The sequence below is a fragment of the Streptococcus sp. 1449 genome (genome assembly GCF_013276805.1).
GTDB lineage: Bacteria > Bacillota > Bacilli > Lactobacillales > Streptococcaceae > Streptococcus > Streptococcus pseudopneumoniae.
This window is the reverse complement of the sequence record NZ_VMLS01000027.1, coordinates 19,901-43,184: the sequence shown is the minus strand read 5'-3', so window position 1 is coordinate 43,184 and position 23,284 is coordinate 19,901. Positions and strand designations below refer to the sequence as shown.

The following is a 23,284-nucleotide window of genomic DNA, read 5'->3' as shown; positions in this document are numbered from 1 at the left end:
TAAGACTGACGAAGTCAGTTACCTATACCTACGGCAAGGTGACGTTGACGTGGTTTAAATTTGACTTTCGAAGAGTATTACTCTCTCTTGTCACTGCTTTCTATTCTACCATAAAGTCCAGCCTTTGAAGAACTTTTACTAGAATACAAGGCTTCTGTCTCTATTTACCATCTTAAGCATCAAAAAAGAGGGAAGCTCCCTCTTTTACAAATTCAATGCTGCTAGGGTATCCAAATACTGGTTGTTGATGACCGCCAAAATATAGGTATCTGCCTTCAAGAGGTCATCTGGTCCAAATTCAACATCCAATGGGGAATTTTCCTGCTCTCGGAAGCCCAAAATATTCAGATTATATTTGTCACGGAGGTCTAATTTACTCAGACTTTGACCTGCCCAAGACTGAGGAATTTTCATCTCCACAATAGAGACATTTTTATCCAACTGAAAGACACCAACACTATTATGGAAAAGAATGGTATGTGCTAGAGACTGCCCCATTTCATACTCTGGCGAGACAACCGAGTCAGCTCCAATCTTTTCTAGCACTTTCTTAGCAGTCTGACTTTTGACCTTAGCAATAACAGTCGGTACCCCCAAACTCTTACAGTGCATAACCGCAAGCACACTCGACTCCAGATTTCCACCTGTCGCGACGACAACGGTATCGCAGGTATCAATCCCTGCTGATCTCAATAATTCTTCATCTGTGATGTCACCAATCACTCCACGCGCCAAAACTGGCTCAAACTGATTGATGCGCTCTGCGTGGTCATCAATAGCGATAATATTCATATCCTGCTTGGCTAGGGCAGCTAGGACACTGCTCCCAAAAATTCCCAATCCTAAAATTCCAATCGTACGATCTGACATTCTCTTTCCTTTCTTAACCAATACTAATATCTGCTTTCATATAGTGAATCATATCTTTCTTTTCTGGATGGTAATCTGCCAAGCTAACAAACAAGGTCAAGGGACCAATTCGTCCCATAAACATAAGTGGCATGATAACACTGAGAGCCAATTTCCCAAGATCAGAAGTCAAATTTGCCGTTACACCAACTGTACTAAGAGCTGAAATGGTTTCAAATATGAGGTGGATAAAGGGAGGATTGCCTTTGGCTGTCATCCCTAGCAGAATCAATCCTACCAAGAAGCTCATCAAAAAGATAATAAAGACACTAAAGGATTTTTGAACCGTTCGCGGCGCAATCGTTCGTCTCGCAACATTGGCATGAGGCAAGCCCAAAAGCTCACTTCGCGCAAAGACCAAGAGGACAAAAAATGTCGTAATCTTGAGCCCCCCAGCCGTTCCCCCAGGTGCCCCACCTAGAAACATCTGTAAGATATAAATCAAAAGAGTCACAGGATGAGCCTGAGTATAATCTATCGTAGAAAAGCCTGCTGTTCGCATCGTCACTGTTTGAAAAAAGCTAACTAAAACCTTATCGGCAACAGGGAGATTGCCAATCGTTCCAGCATTGTTCCACTCAAGAAAGAGAGTAGTTGCCGTTCCAAATAACAACAAACCTAGAGTCAATAATAGTACAAGCTTCGTATGAAAGTGCAGGCGCCCTTTTTTCTTTCTTCCTACATGACCAGCCAAATCAAACCAGACCATAAAGCCAAAACCACCTGTAATAATTAAGCCTGCAATCACCAGATTGACCAGTAAATCGGTCTGAAAAGCAAATAAACTGGTGCTCCCCAAATTATCAAAACCTGCATTACAGAAGGCGGATATAGCTAGAAAAATGGAACTAAAAAGACCGCGCCCCCAGCCAAGTTGTGGAACAAAACGAAAACTGAGGAATAGAGCTCCCAAACCCTCAACTAGAAAAGTTGTGAGAAAAATAGAATGGACAAACTTTCTCAAAGATCGAGTTTCTCCATAACTAAAACTATCCTGAATAGTTGCACGGCTACGAAGACTAAGCTTTTGCTTGCTCTGGATATAGAAAACTCCAATAAAGGTCATGAGTCCTAGACCACCGATCTGAATCAAGAGCAAACAGATTATTTGACCCCAGATATTATATGTGTGAGCTACTGGAAGGGTTGAAAGACCTGTCACACAGACTGCAGAGACAGCAGTGAAAAGATGATCAAAATAAGTCGCTCGTGAGCTTTCAACTTGGACAAAGGGCAAGCTCAAAAGAAGAGAGCCTAGTAAAATGACCAAGGCAAAACTCAAAAAAATACGACGGGCTGGCGATAAACGAGATAAGCCTAGCTCTATTTTTTCCTTAGATAATTTGAATAACATGTTTCCATTGTACCATAAAACAAAAGAAATATCTCAAATAGGAATGGACAAAACATCGCGTACGCTTATCCTAAAAAAGAGGTTATCCAAACTCGTCCATTTCTAGAAACGTCTAAAAACTACCGACTTCCTATTTTATTCGGCAAAAAATAATCATCAATCAAGCTTTTAAAGTTCTCCTTCACTAAGATAAGAAACTGCCGAGAAAAGCGACTAAAGTTGCACAACACTTGCTAAACTCAGTTCTAACGCCTTCTCAAAAGCTTCCGATCCCCAGTCACGACTATCGTACTGGTCCAAGTCTGCTAAGGAATCAGCTGTGAACAACAATTCTCCCCAGAGAACCCCTCGCAGTTGGGCTACTGCCACAAGCGCAGAACACTCCATCTCCACAACAGCACAGCCCTCTTCCTTACGATAAGCCACCTTTTCAGCCGTTTCTCGGTAAAAACCGTCTGTCGTCCAGGTCAGGACTTCTTCATAGGGAATCCCTCTGACTTCCAAAACTTGCTCAATGGCAGCAATAGCCTCTGGCTGCATTTCCATATAACGAGAAGGTGCCACATAGTGGTAACTGGCTCCTTCATCTCGCAGAGCGCGAACAGGGACTAGAAAGGCATTTTCCTCTATATCGGCTAGCACACCACAGGTACCTGTGGAAATAATCTGCTCCACACCATAGCCAATCAACCAATCCATAAACTGGGCTGCTGGAGCTGAACCAACAGGAGCCTGAGCCAGACAAATCTCCTCGCCTTTGTAGTTCACGACATAGACTGGATAGGTCTTGGTGGCTGAAACGAATTCGCCGACACAGTCCGCCCCTACTTCCCTCGCATAGCGGTCAATCTCTTCACCTAAAAATGCATAGACACATTTCTTGGGCAAGTGCAAGTCCAGCCCCTCGTGATTGGGCATGATAACCGCCTGAGGATTATCATCAAACTCTAAAATGGGAATCGCATGTTTCTGAATCATAACCCACCTCCTCTAATTTTGTACTATTGTATCAAAAACTGACAAAGTGTCAAGGAGGAAGCTGATGAACTGAGGAAAAGCTAATACTAGAATAAAAACCACTTTCTACAATTGATGCTCTGATTTTCATCACATCCTGTCTATCGAGCTAAACGAATACGGGTCACGATGCCATCTGAGTCTGTGATTTCCAATTTGCTCGATGTCATCCATTTGATTGGTGCGTCAACTTCTTGTGCTCGTTGGGCAATCGTTAACAGTTCTTTTTTATGTGCGACTTCGATGACATAGTAGGCTAAACCTGGTAAGCCTTGCTTACGCGAAGCCAGACCTTTTCCTCTCCATTCGTTAACTGCTAAATGATGATGGTAATCTCCAGCCGCAATCCAACTAGCGCCAGGCACACTGAATTTATTCTCTAGCCCTAACACCTTTTGATAAAACTGGCTGGACTTTCGACTATCCTTGACGGAAAGATGAATATGCCCCATTCTTGTACCTTCTGCCAGGATAAAGGGCTCTACTCTTTCCCCCAACTCATAAATGTCCTGCGCCGCAAGAGCCTCCGTCACTCCGATAATGCGTCCATCTTCTCGAATATCCCATGTGGAAACTGGCTTATCTCGATAGAGTTCAATGCCATTTCCCTCCAAATCTTCCAAGTAAATAGCTTCACTGTAACCATGGTCTGCACCGCCGACAAGAGGAATTTGCAAATCTGTCAGGTGTTTCAAGACATCAGCCAAAGCCTTGCGTGTGGGCAAGAGAATGGCCAAATGGTAAAGACCATAATGTTCCCTCACTTCTCCGCTCTCTTGTGCTTGAATCAGCTGTACCAAGACTTTTCCACCAAGGCCTAGAATGGACTCTGTCTCAGTTTGAGATAAGATTTCTAAACCAATAACTTGCTGATAAAAGGCTGTTTGACTGGCCAAATCCTTTACATTTAAAGCTGTCTCTGCCAAATAAATGTGACTCTTATATTCATAGGTCATAAATGGTCCTCTTTTCTCGTTGTAATTATTATTATTACAACTATTATATAATTTCCATCAAGAAAGTCAAGCCAGATAACTCAAAAATAACACCATTTCAGGATAATATAAAGTAAATCATTTCATAATAAAACGCATATTATCAAACTTTTCATCACCTGACAATATGCGTTATTTTAATTTTAAAGACTTTTTGACCAGCTTTTTTATTTCACAACAAGTTCATAACGTGTCTTACTGGTGAAGGTTTGACCAGCTTTAAGAATGACTTGGCCTTTAAGGTCACTGTGAATGGCATCTGGTAAAGCTTGCGCTTCAAGAGCAATCCCATTGTGCTGTAGCATTGGCTGACCTCCTATGATGACACTTTCATCCACAAAGTTTGCTGTGTAGACCACAAAGCAAGGAGCTTCTGTCTTGAAAAGCAGGAAGCGACCTGAATTTTGGTCATAAAGGAATCCAGCATTGTCATGGCCTGCAGGAAGGGCAAATGGATGATCCAAACCTGATGCCAGCTGGATTTGCTCATCTTCTTCTGCAAAGATATCCTTCAACAAGGTACCATTGTAGACGTGTTTGACCACATCACGGTTGGCTTCTGGAGTTTTGGCAGGAACACCGTCAGGAGCGATTGAGTAAATGCCCTCTGTGTTTAGTTGGAAGACATGACGGTCAATCGTCTGCGTGAAATCACCAGACAAGTTGAAATAGCTGTGGTTGGTTGGATTGACCAGCGTATCCTGATCGGTCATTACCTTGTAGCTGATTTCATAGGCACCAGTTTCTTCCAAGTTGTAGCTAATCCAAATCTTGAGATTACCAGGAAATCCTCCTGTCCCATCTGTACGCTCTGTGTAGAGGGTCAAGCCATGGTCGCTCACTTCAACCAATTCAAACAAACTCGAATCCCAACTAGTTGAACCACTGTGGTTACAGTTGCTAGCATTGTTGACTTCAAGGTCATAGGTCTTGCCATTAAGCTCAAAGGTCGCGCCAGCAATACGACCTGCCACAGGACCTACGCTAGCTCCATGCTTGGGGCTATTACCTACATAGCTATCAAAGTCATCAAATCCCAAAATAACGTTGGCAAAATTTCCAGCCTTATCAGGTGTGACATAACGCAAGATAGTCGCACCATAAGTCATGACTTCAAGCTGGTAGCCACCGTCCGTCTCAAAACGATAGGCCAAGACATCCTTGCCCTCAACATTTCCAAACACACGCTCTGTGTATGCTTTCATTCTGTTCTCCTTTTACTATTTCTCTCAAGCAAACAAACCATAGAAAGCCTACTGACAATCTATGGTTTATCTGATAATTTACAAATCCTCTTGTCAAGAATTCATAAACACTGTCTTACTTTTGATATTCGTGGATGATAACACCTTGTACCACACGGTTTACGGTACCTGTAGGAGACGGTGTATCTGGTTTATTTTCTACCTTGAGTGAAGTCAATAGAGCAAAGAGTTGGGCATAAACGATGTAAGGGAAGACACGATAAATATCATTCAAGACACCGCCACAACCAAGGACCACTTCTTTGACATTTTCAAGACCAAAAGCTTGATCACTCAAAAGCACAACACGACGAGCAATCTGGTCACCAGCAACTTCACGAACCAAGTCTAAGTCGTACTTGCGAGTGTAGTCTGTCCTTGTACCAAAGACCAAAACAACTGTATTTTCGTTGATAAGAGATTTTGGACCGTGACGGAAGCCAACTGGGCTTTCATACATGGTCGCAACTTGACCAGCAGTTAATTCCAAAATCTTGAGCTGAGCTTCATGAGCAAGTCCAAAGAAAGGACCAGCGCCTAGATAGATGACACGGTTAAAGTCTAAATCAACGAGCTCTTTGACATCTTCTACCTTGTCTAAAACTTTACGGGCAAGACTAGATACAACTTCAAAACGTTCAGACTTAACAGCAAATTCTGTAGGATCAAAGACCAAGAGAGCTGTCAACATCATAGACGTAAAGCTAGAAGTCATGGCAAATCCAGCATCATTAGAGACAGCTGGTTGCAAGAGCAAGAGATTACGGTCATCACCGTGAGCTTGAAGAGCCAATTTACCATCTGCTGCACAAGTAATCGTCACTTGATAAAGCTCATCCACCAAGGATTTGGCCAAATCAACAGTCGCCACACTTTCAGGCGAGTTCCCACTACGAGCAAAAGACACAAGGACAGTTGCCACATCTTTTTTCAAATAGGTTGCTGGATTGGCAACGATATCTGTTGTTGCAATGGCATTGAAATTCCATTTGCGTTCGTCATAGACTTCCTTAAAATAAGGTAGCAAGGTATCTCCCACATAAGCAGAAGTCCCAGCACCTGTCAAGATAACCTTAATATAGTCATGTTTATCAGCGATTTCTTGTAGGAAGGCTGCAATTTCTTCACGTTTTGCTTGATAAAATTCAAAAGCTTCTCTCCATACATCAGGCTGTTGGTAGATTTCACGCGTAGTGATTTCTGCACCCAATTCGAGCAAGTCTTCTTTTGTATAATATAGCATTGAGTTCCTCTTTTTCTATTAAAGATGGGAATGGGAGTAAACTCCATTCCCATGTATATTCTATATAAAATGCTCTAACGATTTTCACGTTGTCACATGAATTGAATCGAGTTCCAACTAAAATCTGTAGGAAACTAGCCGCAGGCTGCTCAAAGCACTGCTTTGAGGTTGTCGGATAAGACTGACAAAGTCAGCTCAAAACACCGTTTTGAGGTTGCCGGATAAGGCTGACGAAGTCAGCTCAAAGCACTGCTTTGAGGTTGCCGGATAGGACTGACAAAGTCAGCTCAAAACACCGTTTTGAGGTTGCCGGATAAGATTGACGAAGTCAGCTCAAAACACTGCTTTGAGGTTGCCGGATAAGACTGACGAAGTCAGTAACATATACCTACGGCAAGGCGACGTTGACGTAGTTTGAAGAGATTTTCGAAGAGTATTATTCATCTTCGTCATCATCGAAGTCCGCTAACAGATCATTAACTTTCACAATGCTTTCTGCAGCACGGATCTTATAGTCCGCATCTGCGCCTGTCAGGCTCGCATTGATAAATTCAATCACCATTGGAAGATTCATCCCTGCGTAAAGTTCGATGTCACGACCTTCCATAATCAAACGACTGACCACGTTACACGGTGTTCCACCGAGAAGATCCGCAAAAACTAGGAAATCATCTAACCCTTCAATAACAGCTTCAAATTTAGCAGTAAATTCTTCTGGGCTATCTTCTGGAAGAAGAGCTACTGTGTAAATGTTGTCTTGTGGGCCCATAATCATTTCTGTGCTACCTCTAAGCTCCTCACAGAAGCGACCATGGCTCACCAAAATTAATGATTTAGTCATAAGAAATTACATTCCAAGTGCAAAGTGACCAAGGGCAGAAAGAGCTAAAGCAAGTACGATAATAATACCGATAGCTTTAGTAGAGTTCATACCTTTCTTACCAAGCAACCAGAAGATAAAGGCAGTAAAGATTGCTGGAAGCAAACGTGGGAAGATTTGGTTCAAGATGTCTTGGAAATCAATCATCTTTTCACCGATTGGCAACTTGTAAGAAATTTCAAAGTTAATCACTGTTGCTACAAGAGCACCCATCATGAAGACACCAAGTACAGATGCAGCGTCAATCAAAGCTGTCAAGGTACTTTGCATATTGTTGATAAGGTTAACCCCTTCTTTGTAAGCAAATTCCAACTGTTTCCAACGGAAGATGTCATACGCTACTGCAACTGCAATCCAAAGGAAGATCCCCCAAGGTTGGCCAGCGATAGCCATAGTTGCTGCGACTGACCCCATGATAGCAGGTACAAGTGAACCAAAGATTGTATCCCCAAGAGGAGCGAATGGTCCCATCAAACCTGTCTTGATACCGTTAACGGCGTCTTTTGAACCTACACCATCTTTTTCTTCCATGGCAAGGTCAAAACCAGCGATAATAGTATGGAAGAATGGTGAAGTATTGAAGAATTGAGTATGAACTTTCATCATTTCTTTCAATTCAGGAGTTCCATCCCCATACATTTTACGCAACTGAGGCAAGATCATGTAAAGGTAACCAGAAGCTTGCATACGTTCGTAGTTCCAACCTAATTGGAAAGTAAACAAGCTACGTTTGTTGATTTGATTAAAATCTTCTTTTGTTAGTTTGTAATTAGAATTCGTCATCTTCGATTTCCCCACTTTCTGATGGTGTAGAAGGTGCTGCTACAGCTACTTTTTGGCTATTTTTGAAGTGAAGCACTGCAAGGAAAATACCTACGATAGAGATACCAATCATAGACAATCCTTTGAAGTTGTTCACGAAACCAATTTTTTCAGCAACTTCAGCAGGAAGAGTACCTACGATACCAGCAACAGCGCCACCAAGACCTGTTACATATGAGTAAAGAACAGTCAACATAGCTGTCAAACCAAATCCCATAGCAAGGTAATGAAGGTTACGTTTAACTGGAAGGTAACGAAGCAAGATTGCAAATCCAAGACCTGGAAGCATACGTCCTGCGAGTGTCAAACCATCTGCAATCCATTGGTATTTTGTAACGAAGTCTACTACGCCTTGTACAAATTCACCACCAAAAGCAAGGGCAAAGAAGACTGGAAGGGCACGAGATAAAGCCCAAGGAATCGCACCAAGCAAGTAGTTGCGTTCAATACCTTTATAGTCAAAGCGTTCGATGGCAGCATCCACACGGTGAGCGAAGAAGGTAGTAGTCATACGACCAAGAACGTCGAAGTAAGTCAAGAGAGTTGCTACTGGTACAGCGATTGTAGTAATGGCAAGCGGTGCATCAATTCCTTGTGAAACAGAGAAGGCTGTCGCAAGAACCGCACCAGAAGTTGCGTCGATACGAGAAGCACCACCGAAGGTACCAACCCCAAGAACGAACAGTTGCAAGTTACCACCGATAAGCAAACCAGTAGTCACATCTCCCATGATTAAACCAGTAATGAAACCAGCAAATACAGGGGAACCTGCAGATGAAACGATCGTCAACTCATCACAGATTTGATAAGCTGAGTACAAAGTGAGAAGTAAAATTTGCCACCATTGTATCATAACAATGACCTCCTAAAAAATTTTTTCCTATTTTAATAAGCTCAAAAAGTCTGAAATTGGATCATTTGGAACCATTTGAGCAGTAAGTTTAACACCTTTTTCTGCCAATTTGTGGAAATCTTCCACATCCTTGTCTACTACGTTGATAGAACGTGTGATAGGGCGAGTTTCTGGTGTTTGAGACATATTCCCAACATTAAGGGTTTCAAGTGGTACACCTGCTTCTACCAAACCAAGGAAGCGGTCTGGTTTACGAGCAACGATAAAGAGACGTTGGCTATCGTATTTACCAGCAAGAATATTGGCTGCCGCTTTCTCAATTGGCAAAATACTCAATTTTACACCTGGTGGTGTCGCAAGTTTCAAACCACTCTTTTCAACATCGTTGTTGACAACTTCGTCATCTACAACCATAATACGTGAAACATTTAGTTTTCCAGCCCAAAGATTGGCTACTTGTCCGTGGATCAAACGTCCATCGATACGGCATCCTACAATTGTCATAAGTTTTCCCCCTTTATGTGTTTTAGTGTAGGTTTACGAGTTAAATGAATCTCTTCTTTATATTGGCCCTCTGTTTCAAAGATGATGATGCGGTTGGCACCTTCCTTGAGATAGCTATGAGGGATATAAAGTGAGAGGGTTGGGCCGACGTTCCAAAAACGTCCTAGATTCTGCCCATTGACAAAGGCAACTCCCTTACCAAACTCAGACAAGTCTAGGTAAGTATCTTTTGGCTCTTGGACTGTAAAGTCATAAGCGTAAAAGGCTGGTTGTCCTTGAGTCCATCCTTTTGAAAAATCAATTTTCTTAGGATTGTCTAGTGGGAGTGGATAGTGTTTCCAGTTCAGTAAGAAATGCAAATCCTTACAAACCCCTGTCCGAATTCCCTTACGTTGCGTATCTGCTAAGAACTTATGCCCATAGTTGACACGCCCCATATTTTCTATCAATATGTCAATCCTAGATAACGCTTTCTTTTCACCTTGATAAAAAATATCTTCCCCAATCTCTGTCTGATATTGGGTTTTAATCCACTGACCATCGACATACAGCTGGGCCCTATCTCGACCGTCAATGATACGAAGTCTTTCTTCTTCTGCATCCCAGTTTGTTTCTGTTCGATAGAGTAAGTAACCATAGCTTTGTCCCAGCTCCTCCATCTTTTTAGGATAGAGGCTTTCTACTGGACTTGACAAGCTATCCAAGGTTTCAAACAAGGAAACTTTTTCTACTATTGGTATAGCATCCAACTCCATACTCTCTTTGTAGAGTGGTTCCAACTGCGGATACTCTGAAAAATGTGTTGCCATCATCTTCTTGACTGCAAGATATTTAGCAGTTGGATTTCCTTCTTCATCCAGAAGGGCATCGTAATCATAAGATGTAACTTGTGGCAGGTCCAAAGTTCCTCGAGCTGAGCAACCATTCATGAAACCAAAGTTTGTACCACCGTGGAACATGTAAAGATTGATAGAGCCTTGTTCCAAAACCTCTCGAACTGCATCTGCCAATTCCTTAGGATCCCGTGTGATAATCGGTTCTTTCCAGCGATTGAACCAACCATCCCAGAACTCCATACACATGAGTGGCCATTTCTTACCATGTTCATCAAAGAATTCCTGCATCTGCGAAAAGTTGTAAGGTGCCTTAGAACCAAAGTTTCCTGTTACAAAGAGGTCCTCTTCAATTAAGGTTCCAGCTTTCAGAGTAGCTCGCCATGGACCATCTGATGTAAAGAGGGGACAGGTTACGCCACACTCTTCCATCAACTGTCGAACAGCTCTTAGGTAAGCCTTATCTTCTCCGTAAGAACCATACTCATTTTCAACCTGCATCATGAGGATATTGCCACCATTGTCCAACAGATGTGGAACCAGTCGTGGCAAGAGCTGGTCATAATAGCGACCGACAGCCTCAATATAGGCTGGATCTGAGGAACGAATCCTCATATCCTTGGTTAAAAGCCAAGCCGGTAAGCCACCGAATTCCCACTCCGCACAGATAAAGGGAGAGGGCCGTACAATAGCGTAGAGACCCAAGTCTTGCGCTGTCTGTAGAAATCGCTCCAAATCCAGAGCCCCTTCAAAGTGAAACTCGCCCTCACGAGGCTCGTGTAAATTCCAAGCCACATAAGTCTCTACCGTATTAAAACCAAGAGCCTTCAAGTTATAGAGCGAATGATACCAATCCTCTGGAGGAACCCTAAAATAATGAATGGCGCCAGATAAAATCTTGAACGGTTTCCCATCTAAATAGAAATCGTCTCGTATCTCAAATCGTGTCATAAAACTACCTTCTGACTGCGAAAGTTTGCACTTTCATTTGTTGTTATAGTCATTATAAACCAATCTGTTTGAATTGTCAATAGAAATTGTAGGGATATTTACTGCAATTTTACTATTATACACACGTTCAATTAATTTCAAACATTTTCAGACCCATTTCAAACGCTCTTTAAATTCGGAATAGAGAACCTAAAATAATTTTGCACAAAATACATTTATAAAATACGTACAATGCCTATGTAACTTAATTTTTTAATCTGTTATCTAATTTTTTATTCAAAAGACTACTATTTTTTTCGCTTTTATGGTAAAATTTTCTATGGAGAAGGAAAATAGAGGTAAAAATATGGCAATTCCCAAATATCAATACATAAAAGACGAATTAAAAAATAAAATCATCTCTGGGCAGTTTAGCAGTGGAGATAAATTTTACACTGAAGCAGAGCTCATTTCAATGTACGATGTCAGCTCTATCACAGTTGTCCGCGCCTTAAACGACCTTGCTAAAGATGGCTATATTGTCCGCCAACAAGGAAAAGGAACCTTCGTTTCACGTGCACGCAAACACAAGCTTGTAGAGTTTTCAGATATTGAACTCTTTAATGCTAAAGATGATAAGGTAACTGTTCTTTCAATTGAACGCGGAAACAAGCTCGTTTACTTGGAAAAATTGGGTCTACGTGGCGATCAATTCTACTACAAGATTGAACGTATCCGCGAATCAAACGGTGTCGTTTATATCTACCATACATCCTACATCCCAGAACAATATATCAACGCAAATTATCCAAACCTTGAATACTATAGTTCTATCTATAATCGTTTCAAGTTAGACTACCACATTCACATGAATGATGAACACTTTGAAGAAATCAACGAAATAGTCTTTCCAACTCCAGAACATGCGGCTTCAGTCCTCGGAGTCGATGAACAATTCCCTACTGTCCTACAAACTAAAATCACCAAACTCGAATCAACTGGCCAAGTTTTAGAATACAGTGAAACTTACAAACGATCTGATTACTACAAGATTAAATTCATCTCATGTGACCGTGATCACTAAGAAGAAAGCCTGAGCTAATCGCTTGGGCTTTTTCTATGCTTATTATACCACACCAAAAAGGTAGCGCTTACCTATTTTTGGAAAATTCTATAATTTGTGGAATATTTTATAGAAATAGAACCAAAAATTATACTAGATATATATACATATTTTTTCTGACCAATCTGAAATCTTAAGTTTAAATTTTATATTTTTTTATACTTATTATAGTTTTTTGTCATCTCCTCTTGACTCTCGTTAATATAAGAAATAAAATAAAGGCGTTGATTTATATAATCGCTATCAATATAACAATGCAATCAGGAGGTTTTGCAATGAAACATGAAAAACAACAGCGTTTTTCTATTCGTAAATACGCTGTAGGAGCAGCTTCTGTTCTAATTGGATTTGCCTTCCAAGCACAGACTGTTGCAGCCGATGGAGTTACTCCTACTACTACAGAAAACCAACCGACCATCCATACGGTTTCTGATTCCCCTCAACCATCCGAAAATCGGACTGAGGAAACACCTAAAGCAGAGCTTCAACCAGAAACTCCAAAAACTGTAGAAACAGAAACTCCAGCTACTGATAAGGTAGCTAGTCTTCCAAAAACAGAAGAAAAACCACAAGAGGAAGTTAGTTCAATTCCTAGTGATAAAGCAGAAGTGGTAACTCCAACTTCTGCTGAAAAAGAAACTGCTAATAAAAAGGCAGAAGAAGCTAGCCCTAAAAAGGAAGAGCAGAAAGAGGCTAATTCTAAAGAGTCGGATACAGACAAGACTGATAAGTCAGAAGCTGACAAGGAAAAATCAGCTAAAAAAGATGAAACGAAAGCTGAGGCTGACAAACCAGCAACAGAGGCAGGAAAGGAACGTGCTACAACTGAAAATGAAAAATTAGCTAAACGAAAAATCGTTTCAATTGATGCCGGACGTAAATATTTCTCACCTGAGCAACTCAAAGAAATTATCGACAAAGCTAAAGAATATGGTTACACAGATCTTCATCTCTTGGTAGGTAACGATGGCCTCCGTTTCATGTTGGATGATATGTCTATGAAAGTGGGCGATAAAACCTACTCTAATGATGATGTCAAACGCGCCATTGAAAATGGAACAAATGCCTATTACGATGATCCAAATGGTAACCATCTCACTGAAAGTCAGATGACAGATTTGATTAATTATGCCAAAGATAAAGGAATTGGAGTAATTCCAACTGTCAATAGTCCTGGACATATGGATGCTATGCTCCATGCTATGAAAGAACTTGGCATTGAGAATCCTAACTTTGATTATTTTGGTAAAAAATCGGAACGAACTGTTGACTTAAATAATAAACAAGCAGTCGATTTCACAAAAACTCTGATTGACAAATACGCTAACTACTTCTCTAACAAATCTGAAATTTTCAATATTGGACTAGATGAATATGCTAATGATGCGACAGATGCTAAAGGTTGGAGTGTGCTTCAAGCTGATAAATATTATCCAAATGAAGGTTACCCTGAAAAAGGATATGAAAAATTCATCTCTTACGCTAATGATCTCGCTCGTATTGTAAAATCTCACGGTCTCAAACCAATGGCCTTTAACGACGGTATCTACTACAATGGAGACACAAGCTTTGGTAGTTTTGACAAAGACATCATCGTTTCTATGTGGACTGGTGGTTGGGGGGGCTACGACGTTGCTTCTTCTAAACTACTAGCTGAAAAAGGGCACCAAATCCTTAATACCAATGATGCTTGGTACTACGTTCTTGGACGAAACGCTGATGACCAAGGTTGGTACAATCTCGATCAGGGGCTCAATGGTATTAAAAACACACCAATCACTTCTGTACCAAAAACAGAAGGAGCTGATGTCCCAATCATCGGTGGTATGGTAGCTGCTTGGGCCGATACCCCATCTGCACGTTATTCTCCATCTCGCCTCTTCAAACTCATGCGTCATTTTGCAAATGCCAACGCTGAATACTTCGCAGCCAACTATCAACCTGCAGAAAAAGCACTAGAAACTATTCCAAAAGACTTTAACCGCTATACTGCTGAAAGTTTTGCTGCTGTCAAAGAAGCTGAAAAAGCCATCCGTTCACTCGATAGCAACCTCAGTCGTGCTCAACAAGATACCATTAACCAAGCAATTGTTAACCTTCAAGAAGCTATTAAAAACTTAGTCTTTACACCAGAAGCTCAAAAAGAAGAAGATGCTAAACGCGAACTTGAAAAACTGAATAAGAATAAAGTCATTTCCATCGATGCAGGTCGTAAATACTTCTCTTTAGATCAACTCAAACGCATCGTAGACAAGGCCAGCGAGCTCGGCTATTCTGATGCCCATCTCCTTCTAGGAAATGATGGCCTTCGTTTCCTACTCGATGATATGACCATTACTGCCAACGGAAAAACCTACGCTAGTGATGACGTTAAAAAAGCCATTATCGAAGGAACGAAAGCTTACTACGACGATCCAAACGGTACTGCGCTGACACAAACAGAAGTGACAGAGCTTGTTCAATACGCTAAGGAAAAAGGTATTGGTCTAATCCCCGCTATCAATAGTCCAGGACATATGGATGCTATGCTCGTTGCCATGGAAAAACTTGGCATCACGAATCCTCAAGCCAACTTTGATAAGGTCTCAAAAACAACCATGGACCTTGAAAATCAAGAAGCAGTTGGATTTACCAAAGCCCTTATCGGTAAGTATATGGATTACTTTGCTGATAAATCAAAGATATTCAACTATGGTACAGATGAATATGCCAATGATGCGACCAACGCCCAAGGTTGGTATTACCTCAAATGGTATGGACTCTATAACAAGTTCGCAGATTATTCTAACAGCCTAGCTGCTATGGCTAAGGAAAGAGGGCTACAACCAATGGCCTTCAACGATGGCTTCTACTATGAAGACAAGGATGATGCTGAATTCGATAAAGATGTCTTGATTTCTTACTGGTCTAAAGGCTGGTGGGGCTACAACCTTGCATCACCTCAGTATCTAGCAAACAAAGGTTATAAGTTCTTGAATACCAACGGTGACTGGTACTATGTTTTAGGAAATCACAAACAAGATGAAGCTTATCCTCTTTCAAAGGCAATTGAAAATTCTGGAAAAGTTCCATTCAATCAACTAGCTTCTACCAAATATCCTGAAGTTGACCTTCCAACAGTTGGTAGTATGTTAGCTATATGGGCAGATAAACCAAGCGCTGAGTACAAGGAAGAGGAAATCTTTGAACTCATGACTGCCTTTGCAGACCACAACAAAGACTACTTCCGTGCTAATTATAATGCTCTCCGCGAAGAATTGGCTAAGATTCCTACAAACTTAGACGGATACAGCACAGAGAGCCTAGCTGCACTCAAGGCAGCAAAAGATGGACTGAACCTTAACCTCAACCGCAGCAAACAAGCTGAATTAGACGCACTAGTAGGTAAGCTCAAGGCTGCTCTTCAAGGCCTCAAACCAGCTGCAACTCATTCAGGAAGCCTAGATGAAAATGAAGTGGCTGCCAATGTTGAAACCAGACCAGAACTCATCACAAGAACTGAAGAAATTCCATTTGAAGTTATCAAGAAAGAAAATCCTAACCTCCCAGCTGGTCAGGAAAATATTATCACAGCAGGAGTCAAAGGTGAACGAACTCATTACATCTCTGTACTCACTGAAAATGGAAAAACAACAGAAACAGTCCTTGATAGCCAGGTAACCAAAGAAGTTATAAACCAAGTGGTTGAAGTTGGCGCTCCTGTAACTCACAAGGGTGATGAAAGTGGTCTTGCACCAACTACTGAGGTAAAACCTAGACTGGATATCCAAGAAGAAGAAATTCCATTTACCACAGTGACTCGTGAAAATCCACTCTTACTCAAAGGAAAAACACAAGTCATTACTAAGGGTGTCAATGGACATCGTAGCAACTTCTACTCTGTGAGCACTTCTGCCGATGGTAAGGAAGTGAAAACACTCGTAAATAGTGTCGTAGCACAGGAAGCCGTTACTCAAATAGTCGAAGTCGGAACTATGGTAACACATGTAGGCGATGAAAACGGACAAGCCGCTATTGCTGAAGAAAAACCAAAACTAGAAATCCTAAGCCAACCAGCTCCATCAACTGCTCCTGCTGAGGAAAGCAAAGCTCTTCCTCAAGATCCAGCTCCTGTGGTAATAGAGAAAAAACTTCCTGAAACAGGAACTCACGATTCTGCAGGACTAGTAGTCGCAGGACTCATGGCCACACTAGCAGCCTATGGACTCACTAAAAGAAAAGAAGACTAAGTCTTTTCGATAAAAAATAAACAGCGAGATTGAAGCTCGCTGTTTATTTTTTAATTAATCACCTAGTCCTAGACGTTCAAAAATATCATCCACTCGTTTGGTGTAATAAACTGGGTTGAAAATTTCGTCGATTTCTTCTTGAGTGAGGCGTGATGTCACTTCTGGATCTGCTTCAAGAAGTGGTTTAAAGTCTACTTGGTTGTCCCAAGAGTAGGCTGTTTTTGGTTGCACCAAGTCATAGGCTTGCTCACGGGTCATGCCTTTTTCAATCAATGTCAACATAGCCCGTTGGCTAAAGATAAGACCAAAAGTCGAGTTCATGTTTCGGATCATATTTTCTGGGAAGACTGTCAAGTTCTTGACGATATTTCCAAAACGGTTGAGCATGTAGTCAATCAAAATGGTCGTATCTGGTGTGATGATACGCTCAGCTGATGAGTGAGAAATATCGCGTTCGTGCCAGAGAGCGACGTTTTCATAAGCCGTAATCATGTGACCACGAATGACACGCGCCAGACCAGTCATGTTTTCAGAACCGATTGGGTTGCGTTTGTGAGGCATTGCAGATGAACCTTTTTGCCCTTTAGCAAAGAATTCTTCCACTTCGCGTTGTTCAGATTTTTGCAAACCACGAATCTCAGTCGCCATACGTTCGATTGAAGTCGCAATGCTGGCAAGAACTGCAAAGTACTCAGCGTGAAGGTCACGAGGAAGGACTTGTGTAGAGATTTCTTGGGCACGGATGCCAAGTTTATCGCAGACATACTCCTCTACAAATGGTGGGATATTGGCAAAGTTCCCAACCGCACCAGAAATCTTACCAGCTTCTACACCAGCAGCCGCATGCTCGAAGCGCTCGATATTGCGTTTCATTTCGCTGTACCAAGTTGCTAATTTAAGACCAAAAGTTGTCGGCTCAGCGTGCACACCATGAGTACGCCCCATCATGATGGTGAACTTGTGCTCCTTGGCCTTGTCAGCGATGATATTAGTGAAGTTTTCAAGGTCACGACGGATGATGTCGTTGGCCTGCTTGTAGAGGTAACCATAAGCAGTATCCACCACGTCAGTAGAAGTTAACCCATAGTGAACCCACTTGCGCTCTTCACCAAGAGTCTCAGAAACCGCACGCGTGAAAGCCACCACATCGTGGCGCGTCTCCTGCTCAATTTCCAAAATACGGTCGATGTCAAAGTCCGCCTTCTTGCGAATCAAAGCCACATCTTCCTTAGGGATTTCCCCCAACTCAGCCCATGCCTCGTCAGAGAGGATTTCCACCTCAAGCCAAGCACGGTATTTATTTTCTTCACTCCAAATATTCGCCATCTCAGGGCGAGAGTAACGGTTGATCATGTTGTTCATTTTTCCTTTCTTCTTAAGCTGTTGGGAATAAGCTATCTAGGTAAACCAAGATTTCTACTCAAACTCCTCTTTTCCAATAAACACAGACGGGTAATGATCTAGTGTATTCAAATCCGTATCCAGCGGTACATCATAGATAGCTAAATAATTTTCGGGGTATTGTGCAGCTAGTTCTTCATATTTAGCTTGTACCTTATCTTGGTCAGCACTGGCATACAACACTTCAACAACTGCTCCAGTCTTATCCTTTTCAATAAATGTATTAACGATAATTTGTATCATAGACTTGTCCTAAAAATCAATCCCTTCCCCAAGCTCATCCACACTATCCGGTACATCACTAAACAAGGTCACATGTCCCATCTTGCGGTTGTGCTTCGCTTCTATTTTACCATACATGTGGAGGTGGGCGCTTGAATTTTCTGTCACATATTGCTCAGCAGCCTCGACATGCTGACCGAGGACATTAAGCATAACGGCTGGCGCATGGAGTTTGATGGCTGGCAATGGTGCTCCGAGAACACCGAGAATATGGGTGTCAAACTGAGAGAAATCACAGGCTTCAATAGAGTAATGGCCTGAGTTGTGTGGTCGTGGAGCAATCTCATTGACAATGATGTCATCAGCTGTCGCAAACATTTCCACACAGAGAGTTCCAGACAAGTTGAGTTGTTCTGCGATTCGCACTGCCATAGCTTTAGCCTTGTCTGCTAGACTTTCAGAAATGCGGGCTGGTACGATGGTCTTAGACAGGATATTGTTGCGGTGGATATTTTCCTGAACTGGGAAAAACGTCACCTCCTTGCCATTTCCTGACACGATGACAGAAATCTCAAGGTCAAAGTTGATAAATTCTTCCAAGACGCAGTCTGCTGAGTCTGCTAGCGCATAGGCTGCTTCCAAGTCTGCTTCTGAACGAATAACCTTTTGTCCATGACCATCGTAGCCACCAGTCGCAGTCTTGAGGACATAGTTTTTCGACAAGTCGATATCTGCCAAGTCTAGGCTAGAAGTCACGACCTTGTAGGGTGCCACAGTGACTTGAGCCTTGTTTGACAAAAAGTCCTTTTCAAAAATACGATTTTGCGAAATGCGGAGCAGATCTGTTCCTTGAGGGAGTTGTCCATCCTTGATAACGGCATCCAAACCGTCAGCGTCGACATTTTCAAACTCGTAAGTGAGGACATCGCAACGGTCTGCCAACTGACGGAGGGCGTCCACATCGTTATAAGGTGCCACAATGATTTCCGCCACGCGAGAAGCCGGGCAATCCGCCGCAGGATCCAGCGCGATAACCTTGTGCCCCATGTAGATAGCAGAAATGGCCATCATCTGACCCAGTTGACCGCCACCGATAATTCCGATTGTTTTAGATGAGCTCATTTGACGACTCCTCTGCGATTTTTCCTTGTTCTTCAGCAAAGTTGGCAAGTGCATCCGCAATGGACTTATCTTCTACAGAGAGGAGACGGAGGGCAAAGAGAGCTGCGTTAGTCGCTCCAGCTTCACCGATAGCCATGGTCGCAACAGGCACCCCACCCGGCATCTGAACGATAGAATAGAGTGAATCCACTCCACTAAGAGCACGAGACTTGACTGGCACACCAATGACTGGAAGGGTTGTTTTGGCAGCTACCATTCCTGGCAAGTGGGCTGCGCCACCTGCACCTGCGATAATGACCTTGATGCCACGGCTACGAGCTTCTTCGGCATGTCTGAACATGAGGTCTGGTGTGCGGTGGGCAGAGACAACCTTCTTCTCGTAGGCTACACCGAAGCGGTCTAGGACTTCTGCTGTTTTTTGCATGGTTGCCCAGTCGGATTTTGAGCCCATGATGATGGAAATAATTGGTTTAGTCATAATTTTTCCTTTTTTCTTCTTTTTTGATAATGGTCTTAGGTGGTGGGGACGGAAGCAAACCTTCGGTTTCATTCCTAAACTTTGAGCCTAAGGTCTCAAAGTTTCCCCCTGACCAGAACATTCACTGTTCTGGTCTTTTCACCACGACGACCATTATCGTGTTTGGCGACTACGGCGCGTTATTCTTATATCTTTACTTAATTGCCTTGCTTCCGATATCTGTTCGGTAGAAGAGTCCTTCTATTTTTTGTTGGGATAGTTCTTGGTAGATGCTGGCTTGGGCTTCTTTGACGGTGGCTGCTGTGGTAACGAGCATATAAACTCGTCCGCCGTTTGAGATCAGTGCTCTGCTATTTTCCGCAAACTTAGCCCCTGCATAGTAGGTGATGACATCGCCTTCTGTCTTGGCTGGCAACTCAACGCCCCTTTCATAGTCTAGCGGGCAGCCCTTGGATGCGACAACCACACCCAGAGTCACACCCTTGTCCGTCCACATGATATTTGGCTCCTTGCTATCCAGGATATCTGTGATATTTTGAGCAAAGTCAGAGGTCAAGCGAGGCAAGATAATCTGAGTTTCTGGATCTCCGAACCGAGCGTTGAACTCAATGACTTTGGGTCCATCAGCTGTCAGGATAAGCCCTGCGTAAAGAACTCCCAGATAAGGGCGACCTTCTTTAATCATCCCTTCTAGAACTGGCTTGACAATGGTGTCAACCGCTGTATCAACTACACTCTGTGGTAAGTGTGGAACTGGCGCATAGGCACCCATACCACCCGTGTTAGGCCCTTTGTCGCCATCGTAGGCACGTTTGTGGTCCTGAGCCGTTGGCATGATGTAGAACTTATCACCATTGACAAAGGCAAAGAGTGAAAATTCCTCTCCTTCAAGGAATTCCTCAATAACCACGCGCGCACCTGAGTCACCAAATTTATTGTCCAAAAGCATCTCATGAGCGGCTTCGACCGCTTGCTCAACCGTCTCAGCAACGACGACACCCTTCCCAAGCGCCAAGCCATCCGCCTTGACTACGATAGGCGCACCCTGCTTTTCGATATAGGCCTTTGCTTCCTCGAAATCTGAAAATGTGCCATAGGCTGCTGTCGAAACACCATATTTGACCATGATTTCCTTAGCAAAATCCTTGGACCACTCCAGCTCCGCTGCCAATCTTGTCGGACCAAAGGCTTTGAGACCAGCTGCATGGAAATCATCCACGATACCAGCCGCAAGGGCGTCATCTGGACCGATAAAGGTCCAAGCAATATCGTTGGCCTTTGCGAAGTCAATCAATTTAGAATGTTCGGAAATAGAGATATTTACCAATTCCAGACCATCCAGAGTCATACCGTCATTCCCAGGAGCTACAAATACTTTTTCAACGTCTTTTGACTCAAGCAACTTCTTAGCAATCGCATGTTCACGACCACCCGAACCGACAACTAACAGCTTCATCCCTCAACCTCTTTTGCGAATTATTTAATAATATTATACCACAAACGTTCGTTTTAATCTTGTTTCAATCCGCATTTTTACGCAAAAAAGGAAAGAAACTGTTTTCTTCCCTTTAACGTTCTTAATGTCTAAAATGTCTCACACCTGTAAAGACCATTGTCAAGCCATATTTGTCAGCAGCTTCGATAGACTCTTGGTCACGGACGGATCCACCCGGCTGGATGATAGCCCTGATCCCTGCTTTGGCGATTTCTTCCACATTATCCGCAAATGGGAAGAAGGCATCCGAAGCAAGAACAGCGCCGTCAAGACGGTCTTTAGCTTGCTCAATAGCGATGCGAACAGAAGCCACACGGTTAGTTTGACCCGGACCGACACCAAGTGTCATGTGGTCATTGGTTACGATGATACCGTTTGATTTGACGTACTTGATAGCTTTCCAAGCAAACTCAAGAGCAGTCGCTTCTGTCTCAGTTGGCTGGCGTTTGGTCACCACTTGCCAGTCAGCTGGGCTTTCTTTGACCACGTCTTGGTTTTGTACCAGAAGTCCACCGACAACACCTGTGTATTCTGCTTCCACTTCGCTAGCCTCTTGAGCATCAAATGGCAAGGCAAGGATACGCAAGTTTTTCTTTTTATTGGTCAAAATAGCTAGCGCTTCATCCGTATAACTTGGTGCGATGATGATTTCAAGGAAAACACCATGCATCTTCTCAGCTGTCGCAACATCCAACTCACGGTTGAGAACGACGATTCCACCGAAAATTGAGACTGGGTCAGACTCATAAGCATAGTCCCAAGCAGTCTCGATGTCGTCAGCTTGACCAATTCCACATGGATTCATATGTTTGAGAGCCACAACGGTTGGACGATCTTTGAAATCACGAATGATACGAATGGCAGCATCCGCATCACGGATATTGTTGAATGACAATTCTTTCCCGTTAAGCTGTTTAGCAGATGCAATCGAGTAGTCAGTCGGCAAGGCTTTTTGGTAGAAATCTGCATCCTGTTGAGGATTTTCCCCATAGCGCATGGCCTGCTTGAGGTCATAAGTCAAGGTCAGCTTTTCAGGTTTGCTTTCACCCACTTGAGTTGTGAAATACTCTGCAATCAAGGCATCATAAGCCGCTGTGTGACGGAAAACCTTGGCTGCCAAACGTTGGCGAGTTTCGTAAGTGGTTTCGCCGTTAACTGACAACTCGTCCAAAACCACTGTATAGTCAGCAGGGTCTACCACAACCGTCACACTGGCATGATTTTTTGCTGCTGAACGAAGCATAGATGGCCCACCGATGTCAATGTTTTCAACTGCATCAGCGTAAGTCACATCCGGTTTGAGGATTGTTTCCTTGAATGGATAAAGGTTGACCACAACAAGGTCGATGAACTCAATCTGATTGTCCTTAGCTGCTTCCAAGTGACTATCCAAGTCACGACGAGCCAAAAGTCCCCCGTGGATATTTGGGTGAAGGGTCTTGACACGACCATCCATCATTTCTGGGAACCCAGTCACATCATCAATCGCAATGGTATCTACCCCAGCATTATTAAGGGCAACCTTGGTCCCACCTGTTGAGATGATGTCCCAACCGAGTTTTTTAAGTTCTTGGGCAAATTCAACAATACCCACTTTGTCTGAGACGCTGATTAAGGCTTTTTTCGTCAT

The 23,284-nt window shown here is 42.8% G+C and carries 19 protein-coding genes; 2 read left to right on the top strand and 17 right to left on the bottom strand.

Translation table 11 applies throughout. From position 1 onward, the window contains the following. Positions 1–204 precede the first annotated feature (204 nt). The 11 genes from HT687_RS06495 to HT687_RS06445 all read right to left on the bottom strand — a co-directional run bounded on the left by HT687_RS06495 (position 205) and on the right by HT687_RS06445 (position 11,605). Complete coding sequence (locus HT687_RS06495; protein ID WP_001283900.1) at positions 205–870, bottom strand: TrkA family potassium uptake protein; 666 nt, start codon at positions 868–870, stop codon at positions 205–207. A 13-nt stretch (positions 871–883) separates the two neighbouring features. Further along, positions 884–2,263, bottom strand: a complete 1,380-nt coding sequence (locus HT687_RS06490) for a TrkH family potassium uptake protein (RefSeq protein WP_000897723.1) — start codon at positions 2,261–2,263, stop codon at positions 884–886. A gap of 213 nt (positions 2,264–2,476) precedes the next feature. Continuing rightward, positions 2,477–3,241: a nucleoside phosphorylase gene (locus HT687_RS06485; RefSeq protein WP_000614982.1), complete on the bottom strand. Its 765-nt coding sequence runs from the start codon at positions 3,239–3,241 to the stop codon at positions 2,477–2,479. Between the two features lie 140 nt (positions 3,242–3,381). Continuing rightward, complete coding sequence (locus tag HT687_RS06480; RefSeq protein WP_000220696.1) at positions 3,382–4,236, bottom strand: VOC family protein; 855 nt, start codon at positions 4,234–4,236, stop codon at positions 3,382–3,384. Positions 4,237–4,442: 206 nt separating this feature from the next. Further along, complete coding sequence (locus HT687_RS06475) at positions 4,443–5,480, bottom strand: aldose epimerase family protein (RefSeq protein ID WP_138706905.1); 1,038 nt, start codon at positions 5,478–5,480, stop codon at positions 4,443–4,445. Positions 5,481–5,595: 115 nt separating this feature from the next. Then, positions 5,596–6,762 carry an SIS domain-containing protein gene (locus HT687_RS06470; protein ID WP_023932934.1) on the bottom strand — a complete coding sequence of 389 codons (1,167 nt, stop codon included), beginning with the start codon at positions 6,760–6,762 and terminating at the stop codon, positions 5,596–5,598. A gap of 436 nt (positions 6,763–7,198) precedes the next feature. Further along, the gene (locus tag HT687_RS06465; RefSeq protein ID WP_023932930.1) at positions 7,199–7,603 is read right to left on the bottom strand and encodes a PTS sugar transporter subunit IIA; all 405 of its coding nucleotides are present in this window, start codon (positions 7,601–7,603) and stop codon (positions 7,199–7,201) included. Between the two features lie 6 nt (positions 7,604–7,609). Beyond that, the gene (locus HT687_RS06460; RefSeq protein ID WP_000185298.1) at positions 7,610–8,425 is read right to left on the bottom strand and encodes a PTS system mannose/fructose/sorbose family transporter subunit IID; all 816 of its coding nucleotides are present in this window, start codon (positions 8,423–8,425) and stop codon (positions 7,610–7,612) included. Beyond that, complete coding sequence (locus HT687_RS06455) at positions 8,412–9,317, bottom strand: PTS mannose/fructose/sorbose/N-acetylgalactosamine transporter subunit IIC (protein WP_000617007.1); 906 nt, start codon at positions 9,315–9,317, stop codon at positions 8,412–8,414. The genes HT687_RS06460 and HT687_RS06455 overlap by 14 nt, the downstream gene beginning before the upstream one ends. 27 nt (positions 9,318–9,344) lie before the next feature. Further along, on the bottom strand, positions 9,345–9,821 hold the full coding sequence (locus HT687_RS06450; protein WP_000156972.1) for a PTS system mannose/fructose/N-acetylgalactosamine-transporter subunit IIB: 477 nt from the start codon (positions 9,819–9,821) through the stop codon (positions 9,345–9,347). After that, positions 9,818–11,605, bottom strand: coding sequence for a beta-galactosidase (locus HT687_RS06445; protein WP_023932928.1), 1,788 nt, complete (start codon positions 11,603–11,605; stop codon positions 9,818–9,820). Before HT687_RS06445 ends, HT687_RS06450 begins: the two co-directional genes overlap by 4 nt. Positions 11,606–11,951: 346 nt before the next feature. Here HT687_RS06445 and HT687_RS06440 point away from each other — a divergent pair, with 346 nt between their 5' ends. Continuing rightward, complete coding sequence (locus HT687_RS06440; RefSeq protein WP_001007202.1) at positions 11,952–12,668, top strand: GntR family transcriptional regulator; 717 nt, start codon at positions 11,952–11,954, stop codon at positions 12,666–12,668. Between the two features lie 314 nt (positions 12,669–12,982). Next, entirely contained in the window at positions 12,983–16,936 is a 3,954-nt protein-coding gene (gene strH, locus HT687_RS06435) for an LPXTG-anchored beta-N-acetylhexosaminidase StrH (protein ID WP_119919952.1), read from the top strand. Positions 16,937–16,990: 54 nt separating this feature from the next. Here strH and purB read toward each other — a convergent pair whose 3' ends face one another. From purB to purH, 6 genes are all read right to left on the bottom strand, one after another. Continuing rightward, positions 16,991–18,289, bottom strand: coding sequence for an adenylosuccinate lyase (gene purB / locus HT687_RS06430; protein WP_000610743.1), 1,299 nt, complete (start codon positions 18,287–18,289; stop codon positions 16,991–16,993). A 63-nt stretch (positions 18,290–18,352) separates the two neighbouring features. Continuing rightward, entirely contained in the window at positions 18,353–18,580 is a 228-nt protein-coding gene (locus HT687_RS06425; protein ID WP_000614702.1) for a hypothetical protein, read from the bottom strand. 9 nt (positions 18,581–18,589) lie between these two features. Further along, entirely contained in the window at positions 18,590–19,681 is a 1,092-nt protein-coding gene (purK, locus tag HT687_RS06420) for a 5-(carboxyamino)imidazole ribonucleotide synthase (protein WP_000099011.1), read from the bottom strand. Continuing rightward, entirely contained in the window at positions 19,668–20,159 is a 492-nt protein-coding gene (purE, locus tag HT687_RS06415) for a 5-(carboxyamino)imidazole ribonucleotide mutase (RefSeq protein WP_000165489.1), read from the bottom strand. The genes purK and purE overlap by 14 nt, the downstream gene beginning before the upstream one ends. Before the next feature lie 193 nt (positions 20,160–20,352). After that, positions 20,353–21,615: a phosphoribosylamine--glycine ligase gene (gene purD / locus HT687_RS06410; RefSeq protein ID WP_172924116.1), complete on the bottom strand. Its 1,263-nt coding sequence runs from the start codon at positions 21,613–21,615 to the stop codon at positions 20,353–20,355. A 121-nt stretch (positions 21,616–21,736) separates the two neighbouring features. Beyond that, positions 21,737–23,284, bottom strand: a complete 1,548-nt coding sequence (gene purH / locus HT687_RS06405; protein ID WP_000161907.1) for a bifunctional phosphoribosylaminoimidazolecarboxamide formyltransferase/IMP cyclohydrolase — start codon at positions 23,282–23,284, stop codon at positions 21,737–21,739.

Bases quoted from the DNA above. Each gene is read 5' to 3' on its own strand.
- HT687_RS06495 (WP_001283900.1), bottom strand. From the start codon at position 870: ATGTCAGATCGTACGATTGGAATTTTAGGATTGGGAATTTTTGGGAGC.
- HT687_RS06460 (WP_000185298.1), bottom strand. From the start codon at position 8,425: ATGACGAATTCTAATTACAAACTAACAAAAGAAGATTTTAATCAAATC.
- HT687_RS06445 (WP_023932928.1), bottom strand. From the start codon at position 11,605: ATGACACGATTTGAGATACGAGACGATTTCTATTTAGATGGGAAACCG.
- HT687_RS06475 (WP_138706905.1), bottom strand. From the start codon at position 5,480: ATGAAAGCATACACAGAGCGTGTGTTTGGAAATGTTGAGGGCAAGGAT.
- HT687_RS06490 (WP_000897723.1), bottom strand. From the start codon at position 2,263: ATGTTATTCAAATTATCTAAGGAAAAAATAGAGCTAGGCTTATCTCGT.
- HT687_RS06455 (WP_000617007.1), bottom strand. From the start codon at position 9,317: ATGATACAATGGTGGCAAATTTTACTTCTCACTTTGTACTCAGCTTAT.
- HT687_RS06425 (WP_000614702.1), bottom strand. From the start codon at position 18,580: ATGATACAAATTATCGTTAATACATTTATTGAAAAGGATAAGACTGGA.
- purH (WP_000161907.1), bottom strand. From the start codon at position 23,284: ATGACGAAAAAAGCCTTAATCAGCGTCTCAGACAAAGTGGGTATTGTT.
- HT687_RS06440 (WP_001007202.1), top strand. From the start codon at position 11,952: ATGGCAATTCCCAAATATCAATACATAAAAGACGAATTAAAAAATAAA.
- purK (WP_000099011.1), bottom strand. From the start codon at position 19,681: ATGAGCTCATCTAAAACAATCGGAATTATCGGTGGCGGTCAACTGGGT.
- HT687_RS06485 (WP_000614982.1), bottom strand. From the start codon at position 3,241: ATGATTCAGAAACATGCGATTCCCATTTTAGAGTTTGATGATAATCCT.
- strH (WP_119919952.1), top strand. From the start codon at position 12,983: ATGAAACATGAAAAACAACAGCGTTTTTCTATTCGTAAATACGCTGTA.
- purE (WP_000165489.1), bottom strand. From the start codon at position 20,159: ATGACTAAACCAATTATTTCCATCATCATGGGCTCAAAATCCGACTGG.
- purD (WP_172924116.1), bottom strand. From the start codon at position 21,615: ATGAAGCTGTTAGTTGTCGGTTCGGGTGGTCGTGAACATGCGATTGCT.
- purB (WP_000610743.1), bottom strand. From the start codon at position 18,289: ATGATCAACCGTTACTCTCGCCCTGAGATGGCGAATATTTGGAGTGAA.
- HT687_RS06480 (WP_000220696.1), bottom strand. From the start codon at position 4,236: ATGACCTATGAATATAAGAGTCACATTTATTTGGCAGAGACAGCTTTA.
- HT687_RS06465 (WP_023932930.1), bottom strand. From the start codon at position 7,603: ATGACTAAATCATTAATTTTGGTGAGCCATGGTCGCTTCTGTGAGGAG.
- HT687_RS06450 (WP_000156972.1), bottom strand. From the start codon at position 9,821: ATGACAATTGTAGGATGCCGTATCGATGGACGTTTGATCCACGGACAA.
- HT687_RS06470 (WP_023932934.1), bottom strand. From the start codon at position 6,762: ATGCTATATTATACAAAAGAAGACTTGCTCGAATTGGGTGCAGAAATC.